The sequence below is a fragment of the Campylobacter rectus genome (genome assembly GCF_004803795.1).
GTDB classification, from domain to species: Bacteria; Campylobacterota; Campylobacteria; order Campylobacterales; family Campylobacteraceae; genus Campylobacter_A; species Campylobacter_A rectus.
On sequence record NZ_CP012543.1, the window covers coordinates 2,227,731 to 2,244,118 of the forward strand.

Annotated in this window: 14 protein-coding genes; 6 read left to right on the top strand and 8 right to left on the bottom strand. The window is 48.6% G+C overall.

From position 1 onward, the window contains the following. Window positions 1-170 precede the first annotated feature (170 nt). The 8 genes from carB to miaA form a co-directional block, all read right to left on the bottom strand. On the bottom strand, window positions 171-3,464 hold the full coding sequence (carB, locus tag CRECT_RS10755) for a carbamoyl-phosphate synthase large subunit (protein WP_002943671.1): 3,294 nt from the start codon (window positions 3,462-3,464) through the stop codon (window positions 171-173). Further along, window positions 3,464-4,219 carry a rod shape-determining protein MreC gene (mreC, locus tag CRECT_RS10760; RefSeq protein WP_002943853.1) on the bottom strand — a complete coding sequence of 252 codons (756 nt, stop codon included), beginning with the start codon at window positions 4,217-4,219 and terminating at the stop codon, window positions 3,464-3,466. The genes carB and mreC overlap by 1 nt, the downstream gene beginning before the upstream one ends. Beyond that, complete coding sequence (locus CRECT_RS10765) at window positions 4,209-5,246, bottom strand: rod shape-determining protein (RefSeq protein WP_002943827.1); 1,038 nt, start codon at window positions 5,244-5,246, stop codon at window positions 4,209-4,211. The genes mreC and CRECT_RS10765 overlap by 11 nt, the downstream gene beginning before the upstream one ends. A 12-nt stretch (window positions 5,247-5,258) precedes the next feature. Then, on the bottom strand, window positions 5,259-6,491 hold the full coding sequence (gene clpX, locus CRECT_RS10770) for an ATP-dependent Clp protease ATP-binding subunit ClpX (RefSeq protein WP_039887745.1): 1,233 nt from the start codon (window positions 6,489-6,491) through the stop codon (window positions 5,259-5,261). Beyond that, entirely contained in the window at window positions 6,491-7,279 is a 789-nt protein-coding gene (lpxA, locus tag CRECT_RS10775) for an acyl-ACP--UDP-N-acetylglucosamine O-acyltransferase (protein WP_002943657.1), read from the bottom strand. The genes clpX and lpxA overlap by 1 nt, the downstream gene beginning before the upstream one ends. Window positions 7,280-7,287: 8 nt before the next feature. Further along, window positions 7,288-7,734: a 3-hydroxyacyl-ACP dehydratase FabZ gene (fabZ, locus tag CRECT_RS10780; protein WP_124851674.1), complete on the bottom strand. Its 447-nt coding sequence runs from the start codon at window positions 7,732-7,734 to the stop codon at window positions 7,288-7,290. A 524-nt stretch (window positions 7,735-8,258) separates the two neighbouring features. Further along, on the bottom strand, window positions 8,259-9,356 hold the full coding sequence (locus tag CRECT_RS10785) for an epoxyqueuosine reductase QueH (RefSeq protein ID WP_002943883.1): 1,098 nt from the start codon (window positions 9,354-9,356) through the stop codon (window positions 8,259-8,261). 642 nt (window positions 9,357-9,998) lie between these two features. Continuing rightward, on the bottom strand, window positions 9,999-10,889 hold the full coding sequence (gene miaA / locus CRECT_RS10790; RefSeq protein WP_002943625.1) for a tRNA (adenosine(37)-N6)-dimethylallyltransferase MiaA: 891 nt from the start codon (window positions 10,887-10,889) through the stop codon (window positions 9,999-10,001). Window positions 10,890-10,979: 90 nt separating this feature from the next. Here miaA and mqnP point away from each other — a divergent pair, with 90 nt between their 5' ends. The 6 genes from mqnP (at window position 10,980) to CRECT_RS10820 (ending at window position 16,386) form a co-directional block, all read left to right on the top strand. Beyond that, complete coding sequence (gene mqnP, locus CRECT_RS10795) at window positions 10,980-11,846, top strand: menaquinone biosynthesis prenyltransferase MqnP (RefSeq protein ID WP_002943893.1); 867 nt, start codon at window positions 10,980-10,982, stop codon at window positions 11,844-11,846. Beyond that, a complete protein-coding gene (locus CRECT_RS10800) occupies window positions 11,843-12,361 on the top strand; it encodes a hypothetical protein (RefSeq protein ID WP_002943759.1) in 519 nt (172 codons plus the stop codon). Before mqnP ends, CRECT_RS10800 begins: the two co-directional genes overlap by 4 nt. Further along, window positions 12,354-12,866, top strand: coding sequence for a DUF6115 domain-containing protein (locus tag CRECT_RS10805; RefSeq protein WP_002943903.1), 513 nt, complete (start codon window positions 12,354-12,356; stop codon window positions 12,864-12,866). The genes CRECT_RS10800 and CRECT_RS10805 overlap by 8 nt, the downstream gene beginning before the upstream one ends. A gap of 141 nt (window positions 12,867-13,007) precedes the next feature. Beyond that, entirely contained in the window at window positions 13,008-13,976 is a 969-nt protein-coding gene (moaA, locus tag CRECT_RS10810; protein WP_039887750.1) for a GTP 3',8-cyclase MoaA, read from the top strand. Window positions 13,977-14,653: 677 nt separating this feature from the next. Then, entirely contained in the window at window positions 14,654-15,418 is a 765-nt protein-coding gene (locus CRECT_RS10815; RefSeq protein ID WP_002943879.1) for a 7-carboxy-7-deazaguanine synthase QueE, read from the top strand. 386 nt (window positions 15,419-15,804) lie between these two features. Further along, on the top strand, window positions 15,805-16,386 hold the full coding sequence (locus tag CRECT_RS10820; RefSeq protein WP_002943606.1) for a 6-pyruvoyl trahydropterin synthase family protein: 582 nt from the start codon (window positions 15,805-15,807) through the stop codon (window positions 16,384-16,386). The last annotated feature ends 2 nt before the right edge of the window (window positions 16,387-16,388 follow it).

Below are 16,388 nucleotides of genomic sequence, written 5' to 3' on the forward strand. Positions count from 1 at the left end.
TTTCGTGATGCGCTCTTTGCCCGCTAAAGTTTTGCACAGCCGTTTTCGGCGACGATCTCATTTATTTTACAGCATTTTAGACTCATTGCCAAAGCCGTCCACGTGTAAAATTTACGCCCGTTTATACAAAAAAGGCAAGCGCAGTCAAATTTAACCGCGTAAATTTAGCCTCACTCACCGCCTAAATACTCCTGCAAGCTTTTTACTTCCAGCGCGCTGCCGTCCTGTACGCTTTTTAGCGATTTAGCCGCCGCTAGTGCCGCCGACATCGTCGTGAAATACGGGATCTTAAATCGCATGATATTTTGTCTGATTTTCTTGCCGTCCTCGCTATTTGACTTGCTGTCGCTGGTGTTGATAACAAGCGCGATATCGCCGTTTTTGAGCCTATCCTCGACGTTTGGGCGGCCTTCGCTGATCTTATAGACGAACTCGCTCTCTACGCCTGCGCCCTCTAAAATTTTATACGTTCCGCCCGTGGCGATGATTTTAAAGCCGAGATTTATCAGCTCGCGCGCCAAATTTGCGGCGTATTTTTTGTCCGCATCGGCTAGCGTCAAAAAGACTAGCCCGCCAGTAGGCAGCGAGTTGCTCGCGGCAATCTGGCTTTTGGCAAAGCTCTTTGCAAAATCGCTTGATATGCCCATGACCTCGCCCGTACTTTTCATCTCAGGCCCCAAGATCAGATCTGCGCCAGAGAGCTTGTTAAACGGAAAGACCGCTTCTTTGACGCAGACGTGATTTTTCACTCGAGGCTTGAGTATGCCGCGCTCCTCGTAAACCGCGCCGTAGTTATCGTAAAATTTAAGCGCCTCGCGCAAATCGCCCTGCCACATCACGCGCGTAGCGACCTTTGCCATCGGCACGCCCGTCGCCTTGCTCACAAACGGCACGGTGCGGCTAGCGCGCGGGTTTACCTCTATCATAAAAAGTTCATTCTCGTAGATGGCAAACTGGATATTCATAAGCCCAACGACGCCTAAATTTAGCGCGATGTCGCGGGTTTGGTTTTCTACCTTTTCGATCATCTGCGCGGTCAAATTTAACGGAGGCAGTATGCACGCGCTGTCGCCGCTGTGGATGCCCGCCTCCTCGATGTGCTGCATCACGGCGCCAATATAGACATCCTTGCCGTCGCTGATTGCGTCTACGTCGAGCTCTACGGCGTCTTGTAAAAATTTATCGATTAGTACGGGCGAGTGGTTGCTGACCTTGACCGCCTCGCTCATATATAGGCATAGTTCCTCGCCATCGTGCACGCGTCTCATCGCGCGGCCGCCTAGCACGTAGCTAGGGCGCACGAGTACGGGATAACCGATAGCAGCGGCCTTTTCTAGTGCCTCTTTTTCGCTTGTAGCGGTGTCATTTCGCGGCTGTTTGACGCCGATTTTAGAGATAAATTCGCTAAATTTTTTGCGGTCCTCGGCGACGTCGATCGTGCGCGCGCTGGTGCCGATGATTTTCGCGCCGGCTATGCTTAGGCGTTTGGCGAATTTTAGCGGCGTCTGGCCGCCGAAATGCACGATCACGCCGTCTGGGTTCTCGTGCTCGATCACGGCTCTAACGTGCTCAAAATCAATCGGCTCAAAGTACAAAATATCGCTCGTATCGTAGTCGGTGCTGACGGTTTCTGGGTTGCAGTTGTACATTATGGTTTTGATGCCCATATCGCGTAGCGCGTAGCTGGCGTGCACGCAACAGTAGTCAAACTCTATGCCCTGGCCTATGCGGTTTGGGCCGCCGCCGATGATCATCACTTTTTTCTCTTTTTGCGCCGAATTTGCGTTTAAATTTTGCTCCGCGAAATTTGACGAAAGATGCGGTAGCTTCGTGATATTCGTCGTCGAATAAAGATACGGCGTGAGCGCCTTAAACTCGCCCGCGCAAGTATCTACTTCGTTGTATTCGAGGTTTATGCCCATTTTCTCGCGCGCAAAATAAATATCGTTTTGACCGAGGTCGAGGTTGTCTTTTAAATTTATGAGATGCGCGATCATCTTGTCCGAAAAGCCCATCGTTTTAGCTTCGCGAAGTAGCAGCTCGTCGTTTAGGATGTCCATATCGATACGCTCTTCAAATTTAACTATCTGCCAAATTTGATCCAAAAACCACGGATCGATCTTGCTCATCTCATGCACTTCGGCCACGCTAAGCCCGTCTCGAAACGCCTGCGCGACGTATAAAATGCGGCTTTCGTTCGCATTTCTAAGGCCATAAATTAGCGCGTTTTTCTCCAAATTTACGAAGTTAAATCCATAATAGTCCTTTTCCATCCCGCAAAGCGCCTTTTGGATACTTTCCTTAAACGTCCTGCCGATCGCCATCACCTCGCCCACGCTCTTCATCGCGGTGCCTAGATACGGGTTCGCGCCCGGGAATTTCTCAAACGTAAAGCGCGGGATCTTAGTCACGATGTAGTCGATGACGGGCTCAAAGCTAGCAGGCGTGCCCGTGATGTCGTTTTTGATCTCATCCAGGCTAAAGCCCACGGCTAGCAGCGTCGCGACCTTGGCGATCGGATAGCCCGTGGCCTTGCTTGCTAGCGCCGAGCTGCGGCTCACGCGTGGGTTCATCTCGATCACGATCATCCGTCCCGTTTGCGGATTTACCGCAAACTGCACGTTGCTGCCGCCCGTATCCACGCCGATCTCGCGTAAAATTTTAAAACTCGCATCGCGCATCGCCTGATACTCTTTATCAGTTAGCGTAAGAGCGGGCGCAACCGTGATACTATCGCCCGTATGCACGCCCATCGGATCGAAGTTTTCGATCGAGCAGACGATGATGCAGTTGTCGTTGCGGTCGCGGATGACCTCCATCTCGTACTCTTTCCAGCCTAGCAAGCTCTCCTCGACCAAAATTTCTCGTATCGGGCTGGCGTCTAGGCCGGTTTGGGCTAGTTCTTTAAATTCATCGATATTATACGCCACGCCGCTGCCAGCGCCGCCAAGCGTATAGCTGGCGCGGATGATGAGCGGGAAGCCGATATTTGCGGCTGCGGCTAGCGCCTCGTCCATGTCGTAGGCGTACTGGCTTTGCGGCAAGTCCATGCCGATCTTTTGCATCGCCTTTTTAAACTCCTGCCTGTCCTCGCCCTTTTTGATAGCTTGCGGGTTCGCGCCTAGAAATTTGACGCCGCCAAGCATATCCGCCTCATATAGCTGCATCGCGACGTTTAGCGCGACCTGACCGCCCATCGTAGGCAGTATGGCGTCGACCTTTTCTTTATCTATGATGCGTTTGATACTCTCTTTGGTTATAGGCTCGACGTAGGTCGCATCGGCGAAATCGGGATCGGTCATGATGGTGGCGGGGTTTGAGTTGATGAGTACGACGCGGTAGCCCAGCTGCTTTAGCGTTTTTGCAGCTTGCGTGCCGCTGTAGTCGAATTCGCACGCTTGCCCGATGACGATAGGGCCGCTGCCGATGAGTAAAATGGTGCTAATATCGGTTCTTTTTGGCATTATTTTTCCTTTGTTACGACGTATAGATATGAGGGGATGGTTATGCTTACGTAGGGCTTTACGGCCGCGCTTTTATATAGGCTCTCTTGGATCACGCCCGTGACCTTGCCCACTGAAATCCCGCTGAAAAATATCCCGTCAAGCCCGCTCGTGACGACCTCGTCGCCCTCTTTTGGACTGAGCCACTGGGGGATAAATTTCACCGTTATTCCGTCTTTGCTCCCGTGCGCGATGCCCGGGATTTTTTCCTCGCCGATTGATACGGCGAATATGCTTTTTGGATCATTTTGCAGCAAGGCCATAGGGTTGCCGTCCTTGCTCACGACGATACCCGCGCTCTTGCCTTGGTAAATCAGCCCGTAAATTTTAGACTCGTCGTAGCCGTCAAATTTATCCAGCCAGACCTTGTCATAATCGCTGATATTTACGTAGCTAAGGGCGCGTACGAGCTGCACTCTAGGCTCGTAGGCGGTCGAGTTTTTATCGACCAAAATTTCATTTAGCTCCTTTGCGAAGCTTGAAAGCAAAGCCGCCGATTTTTCCAGTTCGGCGTTTTGAGCGCGAAGCTGCTTTATCTCCTCACGCTGCCTAAAATGCTCGTTTACGCCGTCTTTTACAAATTTGACCGCATCGTCGTAGGCGGCGACTATGCGGTTGTTTAAATTTACGACGTACTCTGAGACGAGCGCGCCCATATCCAGCGAGAAAAATACCAGCGCGCCGATGAGAGCGACGAATAAAATTTTACTCTTCATTTACGAGTTGTTGTAGGAATTTAATCTCCTCAAGCGCTTTACCGGTACCTATGGCCACGGCTAGCAACGGCTCGTCCGCGACGAAAACGGGAAGCTTGACGATATCGCTTAGATATTTGTCGATACCGCGGATCAGCGCGCCGCCTCCGGTTAGCACGATGCCGTTTTCTACGATATCTCCGGCAAGATCCGGCGGCATCATCTCAAGCACGGTTTTTAGGGCGTCGGCGATCTCTTTTAGAGGTTCGCGCATAGCCTCGCGCACGTCCTCGCTCGTTAGCTCCACGCGGCTTAGCAGGCCGCTGATTTGGTCGCGACCTTTTACTACGATACTAAGCTCCTCGGGCAGCTGGATCGCCGAGCCGACGGAAATTTTGATATCCTCACCCGCGCGCTCGCCTATTAGGAGGTTGTATTTTTCTTTTATGTAATTTACGATGCTTATATCAATCTTATCGCCCGCGGTGCGGATAGACTTGCTGATGACCAGACCACCCAGAGACACTACGCCGATCTCGGTCGTACCGCCGCCGATATCGACGACCAGGTTTCCCTGCGGTTCGCGCACGGGTAAATTTGCCCCGATAGCCGCAGTCATAGGCTCCTCGATCAAAAACACCTCTCTGGCTCCCGCGCTTAACGCGCTTTCGCGCACGGCTTTTCGCTCGACTTGAGTTAGGCCGTAGGGCACGGAGATGATGATACGAGGGCGCAGGAAGCTCTTTCTGCGGTGGGTCTTTTCGATGAAATAGCGGATCATTTTCTCGGTCATATCAAAATCCGCGATAACGCCGTCTCTCATCGGACGGATAGCCTCGATATCGCCGGGGGTTTTACCCACCATCTCCTTTGCTTCGTGGCCGACGGCTAAGATCTTTTGCTTGCCATATTTTTCGCGCTGCACGGCGACGACGGAGGGCTCGTTTATGATGATCCCCTTATCTTTTACCAGCACCAGCGTATTTGCCGTGCCTAGGTCAATCCCCATATCGCTCGAAAAAAATCCTATTATCTGGTCTAAAATCATCATTCTACCTTTTTATGCGCTTATTTTATTGTTTTTTACGAAAATCGGCTTTTCCTTGCCGCTTACGACCTCTTTGGTGATCACTACGTCGTAGCCGGCAAGCTCGGGCAGCTCATACATCACATCGGTCATTATCTCTTCCATTATGCTTCGCAGTCCTCTGGCTCCGGTTTTTCTCTCGATAGCTAGCCTTGCGACCTCTTTTAGGGCTTCATCGTCAAATTTCAAATTCGCCCTATCTATCGCAAAAAGCTTTTGGTATTGCTTTAGTATCGCGTTTTTAGGCTCGGTTAAAATTCGCACCATATCATCCTGCGTGATTTTATTTAGCGTGGCGACCACGTGAAGCCTACCGATGAGCTCCGGGATGAGTCCAAAATGCACCAAATCGTCGCTTTCAAGCGCGTCCAGTAAATTTTCTCTGTCGTCTTTGGAGCGTTTATCTTGACCAAAGCCCAGCACGTTTTTGCCGATCCTGCGCTCGATGATGTCGGCTAGACCGTCAAACGCGCCCCCGCAGACGAAAAGGATGTTTGAGGTGTCTATCTGGATAAATTCTTGATTTGGGTGCTTTCTGCCGCCTTTTGGAGGGATATTTACGAGACTACCCTCGATGATTTTTAAAAGCGCCTGCTGCACGCCCTCTCCGCTCACGTCGCGCGTGATCGAGCGATTTTCGCTCATTCTGGCGATCTTATCTATCTCATCGACGAAAACTATGCCCTGCTCGGCGCGCTTTACGTCGCCGTCCGCAGCCTGCAAAAGACGAGTTAGGATATTTTCCACGTCTTCGCCGACGTAGCCCGCCTCCGTTAAGCTCGTAGCATCGCAGATAGCGATAGGCACGTCTAGAAATTTAGCCAGCGTCTGCGCCATCAGCGTCTTGCCGCTACCGGTAGGGCCGACTAACAAGATATTTGATTTTGAGATCTCCGTATCGTCCGGAGTCTCTCCTTTTCTAAAAATTCTTTTGTAGTGGTTATAAACGCCGACGCTAAAGACCTTTTTGGCTTTATCTTGACCGATGACGTAGTTATCCAGCACCGCCTTTAGCTCTTTTGGCGTCAAATTTTGATAGTCTCTAGTTCGCTCTTCTTTTTCTTGCTCGCGGCTCTCCTCGCCGTAAAGCACCTTATAAGCGGCGGTGATGCAGTGCTCGCATATAAACGAAATCCCGTCTATATCGGCTAGCAACCTCCTCTGGGCAGACTCTACCTCGCCGCAAAAATTACATTTTCTCGCCATTATTCTCTTCCTTTTGCTAAGGGGATACCGCGCTTGGTACTTAGGATAAATTCGCACATTTTTCGCACCTGTTCGTTCGCTGCGCCCTCTAAAAGCTCGCTAGCCGCAGCCTTTAGATCCCCGCTTTTTCTAAATAAAAATTTATACGCCCTATTTATCTCTTCAACCGTGTCTTTATCGAACCTTCGCCTGATACCGACCAAATTTAAGCTTCTGATATAGGCTCGGTTGCCTTCAGCCAGGCAAAACGGCACGACGTCCTGAGATAGCGCGCTAGCGCCCGCGACCATACAGCTCTCGCCGACTCTCACGAACTGATGTATCGGCGTCATACCGCCCACGACGCTATAGTCCCCCAGCTCCACGTGGCCCGCCAGAGTCGCGTTGTTTGCTAGGATGACGTTATTTCCTATGGCGCAGTCGTGTGCGATGTGGCAGTAAGCCATGATAAAGGCGTTATCGCCGATGCGCGTGATCCCGTCACCTTTGTGAGTGCCCGAGTTTATCGTGCAAAACTCGCGGATCGTCGCATTTTTGCCGATGCGAACGCCGGTATTTTCCTCGGCGCGGTAGCTCACATCCTGCGGGATATCGCCCACGATAGCGTAGCTGTAAATTTTACCGCCCTCGCCGATACACGTATCGCCCACGATCCTGGCGCCTTGTTTTACGAGTACGCCGTCGCCTAGCACGGCGTCTTTGCTGACGTAGGCATAGGCCTCGATCGTTACGTCCTCGCCGATCTTCGCGCCGTCCTCGACGACGGCTTGCGGATGGATATTTCTCATTTTCGCGCCTACTTATCGACGATCATAGCTTTTAGCTCGGCCTCGCATGCTAGCGCGCCGTCCACGTAGGCTTCGCCTTTTAGCACCCAGATGTTACCTTTGTGTTTTAGCACTTCGAGGCGGTATTCGAGCCTATCGCCCGGGCGTATCGGATGGCGAAATTTCGCTCCGTCGATACTCATAAAATAAACGACCTTATTTTCGATGCCCGCCTGATGCGCGTCGCTCATGCTCTTAAACGCGAGCACGCCGCCGGCCTGCGCCATACCCTCGATGATCATCACGCCCGGATATATCGGGTGACCTGGGAAGTGCCCCTGAAACACGGGCTCGCCGATCGTTACGTTTTTATACGCGACGATGTGTTTAGCGGGCTCTAGCTCGGTCACTCGGTCGATGAGCAGGAACGGATATCTGTGCGGGAGTATTTTTTGGATTTCAACGATGTCGATCACTTTAAACCTTGTGAGTAAAATTTAAAGCCGATTTTAGCCAAATTTTGCTAAGAAAAAGATTATTGATTTGGCCGAGGCGAAATTTAACGGCTAAATTTTCGCGCTTTTTGGCACCAAATTTAATGGGCGAATTTGTGGCGCGAGCTAAATTGACCTTAAATTAACTCAAATTTAGCTCATCCGCATTCGTCAAATTTGATTGCTTAAATTTGTTGTTTTGATATTTGCTCGAATTTACTCGGCTAACTTGCGTCAAATTCGGCCGATTTCGTTTTATTTTTTCGCTCGGCCAGCTAAATTCGGCTTACTTTTGCTTGCTAAATTTGACCGTTTCGGGCTCAAATTCAGCCTTGATTTTTTTGTCGAGCGGGTTAAATTTTGCCTCGAATTTAGCCAAAATTTATCAGAATTTACCCGCCCAATTTGCTTAAATTTAACCCAAATTTCAGCTCTTGCTTTTTTAGTCAAATTTGCCCGCTCATATTTCAAATTTGCTTCCAAATTTGCCGTCCTTGCGGCGAGAGTCAAATCCCGGTCCGGGCGGCGCAAATTTCCATCGTCAAAACCTCGCGACTATCGTTATAAAGCTCGTCTTTGGCGTAGATTTCGTATCTGCCCGCGTGAATTTCATCCAGCACGATTATGGGATTTTGGCTAAATTCTCCGCACAGCTCGCGGCGGATTTCCAGCTCGCGCGAAACCTCGATAGGCCGGTGGCAAAGCTCGTTTACGCTAGCGAAATTTTCGCCTGAGAGCTCGTTAAATTTGGCTAAATTTAGTAGCGTCACGCCGTCTCGCAGCTCGTCGCAAATTTGCGCCGCCTCGCTCACGCTAAATTTGACGTTTTCGCGCTTAAAGTGCGAGTAGAGCAAAAAATACGACGGCAGGGCGGCTTTGTCAAATTTGACGTAGGCGCGCAGCAAGCGGTAGTTTAAAAAATATTTGCGCGACAGATGAAATTTCACGCCTTTTTCCTCGCACTCTCGAACCTTTTCATAAAGCTCCAGCCGCTCCTCGATGCCGCCCGGCATCACGCGCCCGCTAATCTCACTCATAAGCTCGCTAAGCGGTAGTTTTTGCGCCTCGCGCTGCTTGCTAAGCCCGAAAATACAGCCGCAGTAGTTTTGATGATAGAGTTGATCTTTTTTAGCAAGCTCAAACTGCGCGTTCGTGCCGCCGCCAGCGCGGTAGTCCACGGCAAAGGTTTCAAGGCCGTATTTCCCCGCAGCCTTATTTAGCGCGGCTTCAAGCTGCGAGAAGTCCTTTTTCGGACTCATCAGCAGCGTCGTGGTGATAGATTTTTCACCTAGTTCGAGCGCTTTTTGAGCCGAATTTCCCACGCGAAAATCAAAGCAATACGCGCAGCGCTTGCCCTTTTCGGGCTCGTTTTCAAGGCCTTTTGCGCCCTCTAGCCACGCCTCGTACTCGTACTCGCCGCAGATGAGCTCGACGCCTAGCTTTTCGCAGCTCCTTTTTACGTCGCGAAACCTCATCAAAAACTCGCTGTACGGATGGATGTTGGGGTCATAGAAATAGCCGATGAGACGCTCGTGCGGAAGGTCGGCGCGTAATCTTTGCAAAAAATAGTGGCTGTCGACCGAACAGCAAATATGAACTAACATTTTTCTCCTGATTTACGGCTCGTCTCGCGGCGCTATACGTCGTTGTCTTAAATTTTGCTCGGTCATTACCCGCACGGTAACTCCCGTCGCAAAATTTTCAGCCGCCTAGTCTAGCCGTGCGATACTTCGCCTTTTTTATTTAAATTCGTGACGGTCGTATGTTACGCCCCACGGGTTAAAATTTTAAAGTTAAACTACGCCTATTTTGTCTTGAATATTTTTTGCCGATTTTACTAAATTTAACTGCAAATTTTATTAAAGCTAGCGGCTTAAATTTAAAGTCCAGCAAAATTTAAATCTGCACGTAGTGCAGCAACCTCTCACGTCGTAGGGGTTGGGGGATCGTTAAGGGGGAAGGGAGCTATTTTGCTTCGGCTTTGCCTCGCAACTGCTAGCAGAACGTAATTCAAGCCCCTTCCCCCTTAACATAAAAGCTAGACGCCACCAAACAACACAGGGTCTCGGTGCGTAAAATTTCGAGTTAAATTTGCAAATTTGAGCGTAAAAAGTCAAGGCAAAGTATCGCGAGGTGATTTTTAATGTTGTTGCAGTTTTTGCGACTAAGGCTAACCATGTAGGTTGCCGCAGGAGCAAAAACAAAACTCATTAAAAAGCGCTCGCGAGACGAGCCGCAAATCAGAATCAATCACTCAAAAATTCTATTATTTTCGCTTCGCACTCCCCGACGCTGCCGCTAAATTTACTCTCAAACTGCGATCTATTAAACGTCCGCTGACGCTTGGCCAGCTGAGCCGTGTGCGTGCAGATAAGCTCCTCCAGCTCGGCCTCGGTCTTGATCTCGCCTCGCAAAAACTCGCCGCACTCTTTTAGACCGACCGAGTTTAGCGGCTTTGGTCGCTGTGGATACCGCGCAAACAGCTCCCGCGCTTCGTCTAGCAAACCCTGCTCAAACATCGCTCGCGTGCGCTCTTTGATGCGTCCTCTCAGCTCGTCCCTATCCCAGCTAAGCTCGAAAATCGCCAAATTTGAAACGACAGGAGCTAGGGTATTTTCGCGTAGATACGCGCTTACGGCCTCGCCTCGCCCATTAGAGCGCAAAAACGAGTAGATGTCGAACCATTTTTGCAAGCGGTATGTATCGTTTGCGCTAAATTTGGCGGCAAACTCTGGATCGAGGCTTGAAACGAGCTCATAAATTTGAGCGTTGCTTAGGCCGCTTTCTACGCGCTCAAATTTAGGCGTTAGACCCGATAGCAGCGCCTTTAGATAAAATCCGCTGCCGCCGGTTATAAATAAATTTTTACCGTTTTTTTGCGCAAATTCGCGAGCCGTTTTATAAACCTCAAAAAACATCCCGACGTCAAAATGCTCGTCCGGCATCAGCAAATTTACCCCAAAATGCGGCACCGAGGCTAGCTCGTCCGCGGTCGGCTTGGCACTGGCGACGTCGATAAATTTATAAACGCAAAGCGAATCAAGACTCAGAATCACTCCGTTAAATTCGCTCGCGAGCTTTAGCGCGAGCGCCGTTTTTCCGCTAGCGGTGGTGCCGATGATGGCGAGTTCTTTCATAAAAATGCCTTAAAATTCGTGAATCGGCTCAAATTTTATCACAATTTACGCTTTTATAAGATAAAATAAAGCAAAAATTTCAGGAAGATTATGCAAAAATTTATAAATATTTTAAAAGATATTAACGAACTGATCGTCTTTAAGCACTCTATTTTCGCGCTGCCTTTTATATTTACCGCGATGATAACGGCGAGCGCGCAGGTAAACGGCACGGCTTGGTTTGGCTGGAAGTTGCTTATTTTAGGCGTTCTTTGCGCGGTTTCGGCGCGAAATTTCGCGATGGCGTTTAACCGCTACAAGGACGAAGATATCGACAAACTAAACCCGCGCACGGCAAATCGCCCAAGCGTTGACGGGCGCATCGGCAGGACGAATTTGCAAATTTTTATCGCGGCAAACGCCGCCATCTTCGTGCTCGTCGCCTATCTCATAAACGAGCTTGCGTTTTGGCTGAGCTTTCCGATCCTAGCCGTACTTGGCGGATATTCGCTTTTTAAGCGCTTTAGCGAGCTAGCGCACCTAGTCCTTGGCCTCTCGCTGGGTCTCGCGCCCATCGCCGGAGCCGTAGCGGTCACGGGCGAGATACCGCTTTTTAGCGTGCTACTCTGCCTTGGCGTGATGTTTTGGGTGGCGGGATTTGACCTGCTTTATTCGCTTCAAGACGTCAAATTTGACCGCGAGCACGGGCTTTTTAGCATACCTAGCGTTTACGGCGAAAAAGCTACGATGTTTATCTCGGCGATCTTTCACGCTACGGCTGTGATCTTTTGGCTACTTTTTGCGTGGGCTGGAGGGCTCGGCACGGCGGCCTTTGCTGGCATTTTGCTTTGCGGGGGCATCCTAGTGGCCGAGCACCGCATCGTCAGGCGAGATTTTAGCAAGATCGACCGCGCGTTTTTCACGCTAAACGGCTATCTGGGCATACTTTTTTTCGTTTTCGTTTGGGCTAGCCTATGAGACTGGTTCCGGCAAATTTAGACATAGTTTTTGAGGAAGTCGGCGAGCGAGAGAGCGAGTTTTTACGCGAATTCGACAAGCTAAGCGGCAACGAGGACGATCCGCTAGGAGCGTGGATAAAGCGTGCCAAAGCAAAGGGCGACACGAAAGAAAGCGATCAGGTGATACTGACGCTACTAGTCGAGCTTCACCGTAAATTTGACGAGCTAAACGCCTACATAAAAAACGAGAAATTCGTAAAACTCGAGCTTGCGCAATCTAGCGTGCTAGACGGGATAAATTTTGAAAATTTTAGGATAAAAGAGACTAAATTTAAAAACGGCGCCGGCTACTACGGACGCATTTTCATGCCTATTTTTCCGAAGCGAGACGTGGCGATATTTTTTGAAGCGCTAGATGAGAAAACCGCCAAAATCACACGCATAAACGAGAGCGACGAGAGCGACTACAACGGCTACGTGACGGCCAGAGAGCGCGCTATGATAAGAGAACTAAAGGAGATGAACGATGAATAACGACTTGATAATATTTGTCATTTTCGGGCTGATTTTGACGGTGCTTTTCGTGCTGGTTTTTATAAAAGATTTAGAGGCATCGAGAAAATTTTCAAGATACGAAAAAGCGATCGAAGGCCTGATACAAGAGCTTCACGCGGTAAAAAAGCAGGTCGCGAATTTTGACCGAAGCGAGCCGGCCGAATTTGACGTAGTGCAGCTAGAAAGCAATCTCGAACAGCGTTTAAACGAAAAAATAAATCAAAAAATAACCCCGATAATAAACACCCTCCAAGGCATCGAAAGCTCGATAGATAGCTTCCAAAGCCAGCAGCAAGATAGGCTATTTACGCTTGAGGAGCGCACCAAAAGTATCAGCAAGATCTCCGCTCCAAACGGCGAGGACGACGAAAAGCGAATCGTGCAGATGTATAGCGAAGGCAAAAGCGTCGAAAGCATCGCAAAAGAGCTGTGCGTGGGCGTCGGCAAGGTCGAGCTGACGCTGAAACTGCGGGAGCTGATATAGTTTTAAAACCCAGGCGCGAAATATAAAAAAATAACATTATTTTTATACGCGAATTTTAAAAAAATTTAAAGCTTAACTTCCTATAATGCCTCTTAACCAAATCAAAATTAAATCGTTTTGATAAAATTTAAGGGCGGAAAAATGTTAATAGACGGGCATGGACGGACGGTTGATTATCTGCGTATTTCGGTCACGCAAAGGTGTAACTTTAGGTGCAAATACTGCATGCCTAAAACTCCGTTTAGCTGGGAACCAAGAGAAAATTTACTGAGCTTTGAGGAGCTGTTTTTATTTGTCAAAGTTTGCCTAGACGAAGGCATAAAAAAGATCCGTATCACGGGTGGAGAGCCGCTACTACGCAAGGATCTGGACAAATTTATCGCGATGATAAACCAGCACAACCCCGAGGTCGATCTAGCCATTACGACAAACGGCTTTATGCTAAAACACTACGCAAAAGCCCTAAAAAACGCGGGTTTAAAGCGCATAAATATGTCGCTTGACAGCTTAAATCCCAAAAAAGCCAAATTTATCGCACAAAAAAGCGTCCTGCACGAGGTTTTAGCGGGCCTTGACGCGGCGCTTGAAGCCGGGCTAAAAGTCAAGCTAAACACCGTCGCGCTAAGAGGCGTAAACGACGACGAGATCGTCTCTTTGCTAGAGTTTGCGCGCTCTATGGATTGTCAAATCCGCTTTATCGAATACATGGAAAACATCTACGCAACGGGCGAGCTAAAAGGTATGAAATCGGCTGAAATTTTGGACGTTATCGCGCAAAAATATCGCTTCAAAGCGGCCGAAAAAATCCAAACAGGCCCCGCTAGCATCTACCGTCTGGAGGACGGCTATACCTTTGGCGTCATCGACCCGCACAAACACGACTTTTGCGAGAGCTGCAACCGCATCCGCCTCACGGCCGAGGGGCATCTCATTCCGTGCCTGTATTTCGAGGATGCGATGAGTATAAAAGACGCCGTGAGAAAGGGCGATGTCGCGGGCGCGAGCGAGATCTTGCGCCAGGTGCTGCAAAACAAGCCCAAAGAAAACAAATGGGCGATCGGCGCTCAAAACGAAACTTCAAGTCGCGCCTTTTACCAAACGGGCGGCTGAAATTCGGGCTAAATTTACGCTAGATTTAACGTAGATTTGGCCTGCTTTTTATTAAATTTTGGCTCTCTTTAACTTAAGCTCATGCAAAGGAGCAGTGAGTTACGATGAGAACTATGTTCTTGAAAAGTAACGAGTGTAGCGAAGTAGAGAAGACGGGAGATACGCTAAACAAAATTTAAAGAAATCTTCTTAAGCGTAGCGACGGTAGCGACCGCAGGGAAACTAAACAAAGAGAATTTCTTGCTTTATCTAAAGGAATGTGTTATGCTCTACTTCACTGTATTCGTAGCTTTTCAAGACGCAGCTACGAGTGTAGCGAAGTAGAGTTTAGATACAATAACAGTAAAGATGCAAAACAAGCGAAGCGCTCACGAAGTGATGTTTCTATAAAAGAGCTCTATCATATTGTGCTAAAATTGATAAGAGGTCTTGTAAGTAGCAACGCAAGTCGTAGCTAAAATCCGCTTAACTTATCTTGAGCCTAAATTTAAATCAAATTTAATCACAAAATTTGCAATCTATTTTTAATTTATCCTTATAAATTTTATATTTTTTATCCGTAAATTTATCGCCGTTTTTCTAGCAAAACCCACTCAAATTTGACGCAAAATCCGTTTTGTTCAATAAAATCACCCTTCAAATTTTGCTATAATCGCCCAAAATTTAAAAGGTAAAATTTGAGTTTAAACTTAGTCGAGAATTTTTTGAGTATCCAAGGCGAAGGCGCAAGCAGCGGCCGTCTGGCGATTTTTCTACGATTTGCGGGCTGCAATCTAAACTGTGCGGGCTTTGGCGTGCGAGCTATCTCGCCCAAAACCGGCGAAACGCTAGTGGGCTGCGATACGGTTCGCGCGGTTTTTACGGGGCATTTTTCGTATCAAAAAATCTCGCGCGCGGACGAACTTGCCAAAATCACGCAAAATTTGAGCGTAAATTTGCGCCAAAAGCCCATCCTCGTCATCACGGGCGGCGAACCGCTACTGCATCATAAAAACCGAATTTTGCTGGATTTTTTGGATTTTGCAACTAGCGAGGGTTACGAGCCGCATTTTGAGACGAACGGCACTATCGAGGTAGATTTCGCTAGATTTGAGATTTATAAAAAATGCCGTTTCGCCGTCAGTGTCAAGCTTGAAAACAGCGGCGAGAGCGAGGCTAGGCGCATAAATGCTACCGCGCTAAAAGCGATAAAGCAAAACGCTGCCGGCAGTTTTTATAAATTCGTCCTTGATAAAAAAAGCGTTGAGGACGGCTCGGCAATAGCGCAAATTTCACGTATTTTAGGCCTTTGCGACGCGGATGTCTTTTGTATGCCGCAAGGTTATGATAAAATAAGCCTCGAGCGAAACGCTAGGGCGGTTGCGCAGTTTGCGATCAAGCACGGCTTTAACTACTCCGATCGCCTGCACATCAGGCTTTGGGGCGCAAAGGAAGGAGTTTGAGACTTAAATTTGAGCGGCTTGACGGCAAAAGAGGGCTGTTAAAAAGTCAAATTTGATGCCGTAAAGACACGGGTCATAAACGCAAAATTGCTTAAATTTTATTTGAACGAACAAATCGCAAGATAAAGCCGCCAAATGGCAAGCGAGAAGTCGCGAAATTTCACAAAGCGATACAAACGAGCCTAAGCGGCGACTTTAAACGCGAAGCTTGGTTGCAAGATAGAAATCATACGTCGTTGTCAGTTCGGGTAAAACAGCGCGAAAGCTAAATTTAAGCTGCGAAGCCGAGTTTAAAATTTGAGTCTTTTTAAAATAAAAGGATCGATATCGTATAAGAAATCGGCGAAATTCGGGCATAGAAACTAAATTTAAGAAACGGAGCCAAAATGATAATTAGAAAAATGTTTAAATTTGAAAACGCTCACATCGTTAGATTTTGCAGCTCAAAACGCTGCAAAACCAGCATCCACGGGCACTCTTACAGGGCCGAAATTTTACTTGAGTCAAATTTTCTCGATAATGCGGGAATGGTGTATGATTTTGGCCTGATGAAGCGTAATATCGGCTGCATCATCGACAGCTTTGATCACTGCACGACGATATTTCGCGGCGATAACGAAGAGTATAAAAACGACCTCAAAAAACACTCCGCGCGCTGGATCGAGATCCCGCTAAATCCCTCCGCAGAGCAGTTTTGCAGGATATTTTTCGTGATGATCGATAGGCTGCTAAAGACCACGCAGATGCAAAACGGCGAGCGTGAAGTGAAACTTCACAGCGTCATCGTTCACGAGACCGACACGGGCTATGCCCAGTGCTTCAAAAAGGACGCGTATAATGTCAAAATGGGCGAGGTAAATTTGAGCGAAATCGTCTTTTCCGAGGGCGTGAGAGCAGAGTGGGAGGATGCGGAGCTGTTTGAAAAAATCAAGCTGGGCAAAAAAATAGTAAATCCAAAGGAGGTCTAGCG

Bases quoted from the DNA above. Each gene is read 5' to 3' on its own strand.
- carB (WP_002943671.1), bottom strand. From the start codon at position 3,464: ATGCCAAAAAGAACCGATATTAGCACCATTTTACTCATCGGCAGCGGC.
- mreC (WP_002943853.1), bottom strand. From the start codon at position 4,219: ATGAAGAGTAAAATTTTATTCGTCGCTCTCATCGGCGCGCTGGTATTT.
- CRECT_RS10765 (WP_002943827.1), bottom strand. From the start codon at position 5,246: ATGATTTTAGACCAGATAATAGGATTTTTTTCGAGCGATATGGGGATT.
- clpX (WP_039887745.1), bottom strand. From the start codon at position 6,491: ATGGCGAGAAAATGTAATTTTTGCGGCGAGGTAGAGTCTGCCCAGAGG.
- lpxA (WP_002943657.1), bottom strand. From the start codon at position 7,279: ATGAGAAATATCCATCCGCAAGCCGTCGTCGAGGACGGCGCGAAGATC.
- CRECT_RS10785 (WP_002943883.1), bottom strand. From the start codon at position 9,356: ATGTTAGTTCATATTTGCTGTTCGGTCGACAGCCACTATTTTTTGCAA.
- miaA (WP_002943625.1), bottom strand. From the start codon at position 10,889: ATGAAAGAACTCGCCATCATCGGCACCACCGCTAGCGGAAAAACGGCG.
- mqnP (WP_002943893.1), top strand. From the start codon at position 10,980: ATGCAAAAATTTATAAATATTTTAAAAGATATTAACGAACTGATCGTC.
- CRECT_RS10800 (WP_002943759.1), top strand. From the start codon at position 11,843: ATGAGACTGGTTCCGGCAAATTTAGACATAGTTTTTGAGGAAGTCGGC.
- CRECT_RS10805 (WP_002943903.1), top strand. From the start codon at position 12,354: ATGAATAACGACTTGATAATATTTGTCATTTTCGGGCTGATTTTGACG.
- moaA (WP_039887750.1), top strand. From the start codon at position 13,008: ATGTTAATAGACGGGCATGGACGGACGGTTGATTATCTGCGTATTTCG.
- CRECT_RS10820 (WP_002943606.1), top strand. From the start codon at position 15,805: ATGATAATTAGAAAAATGTTTAAATTTGAAAACGCTCACATCGTTAGA.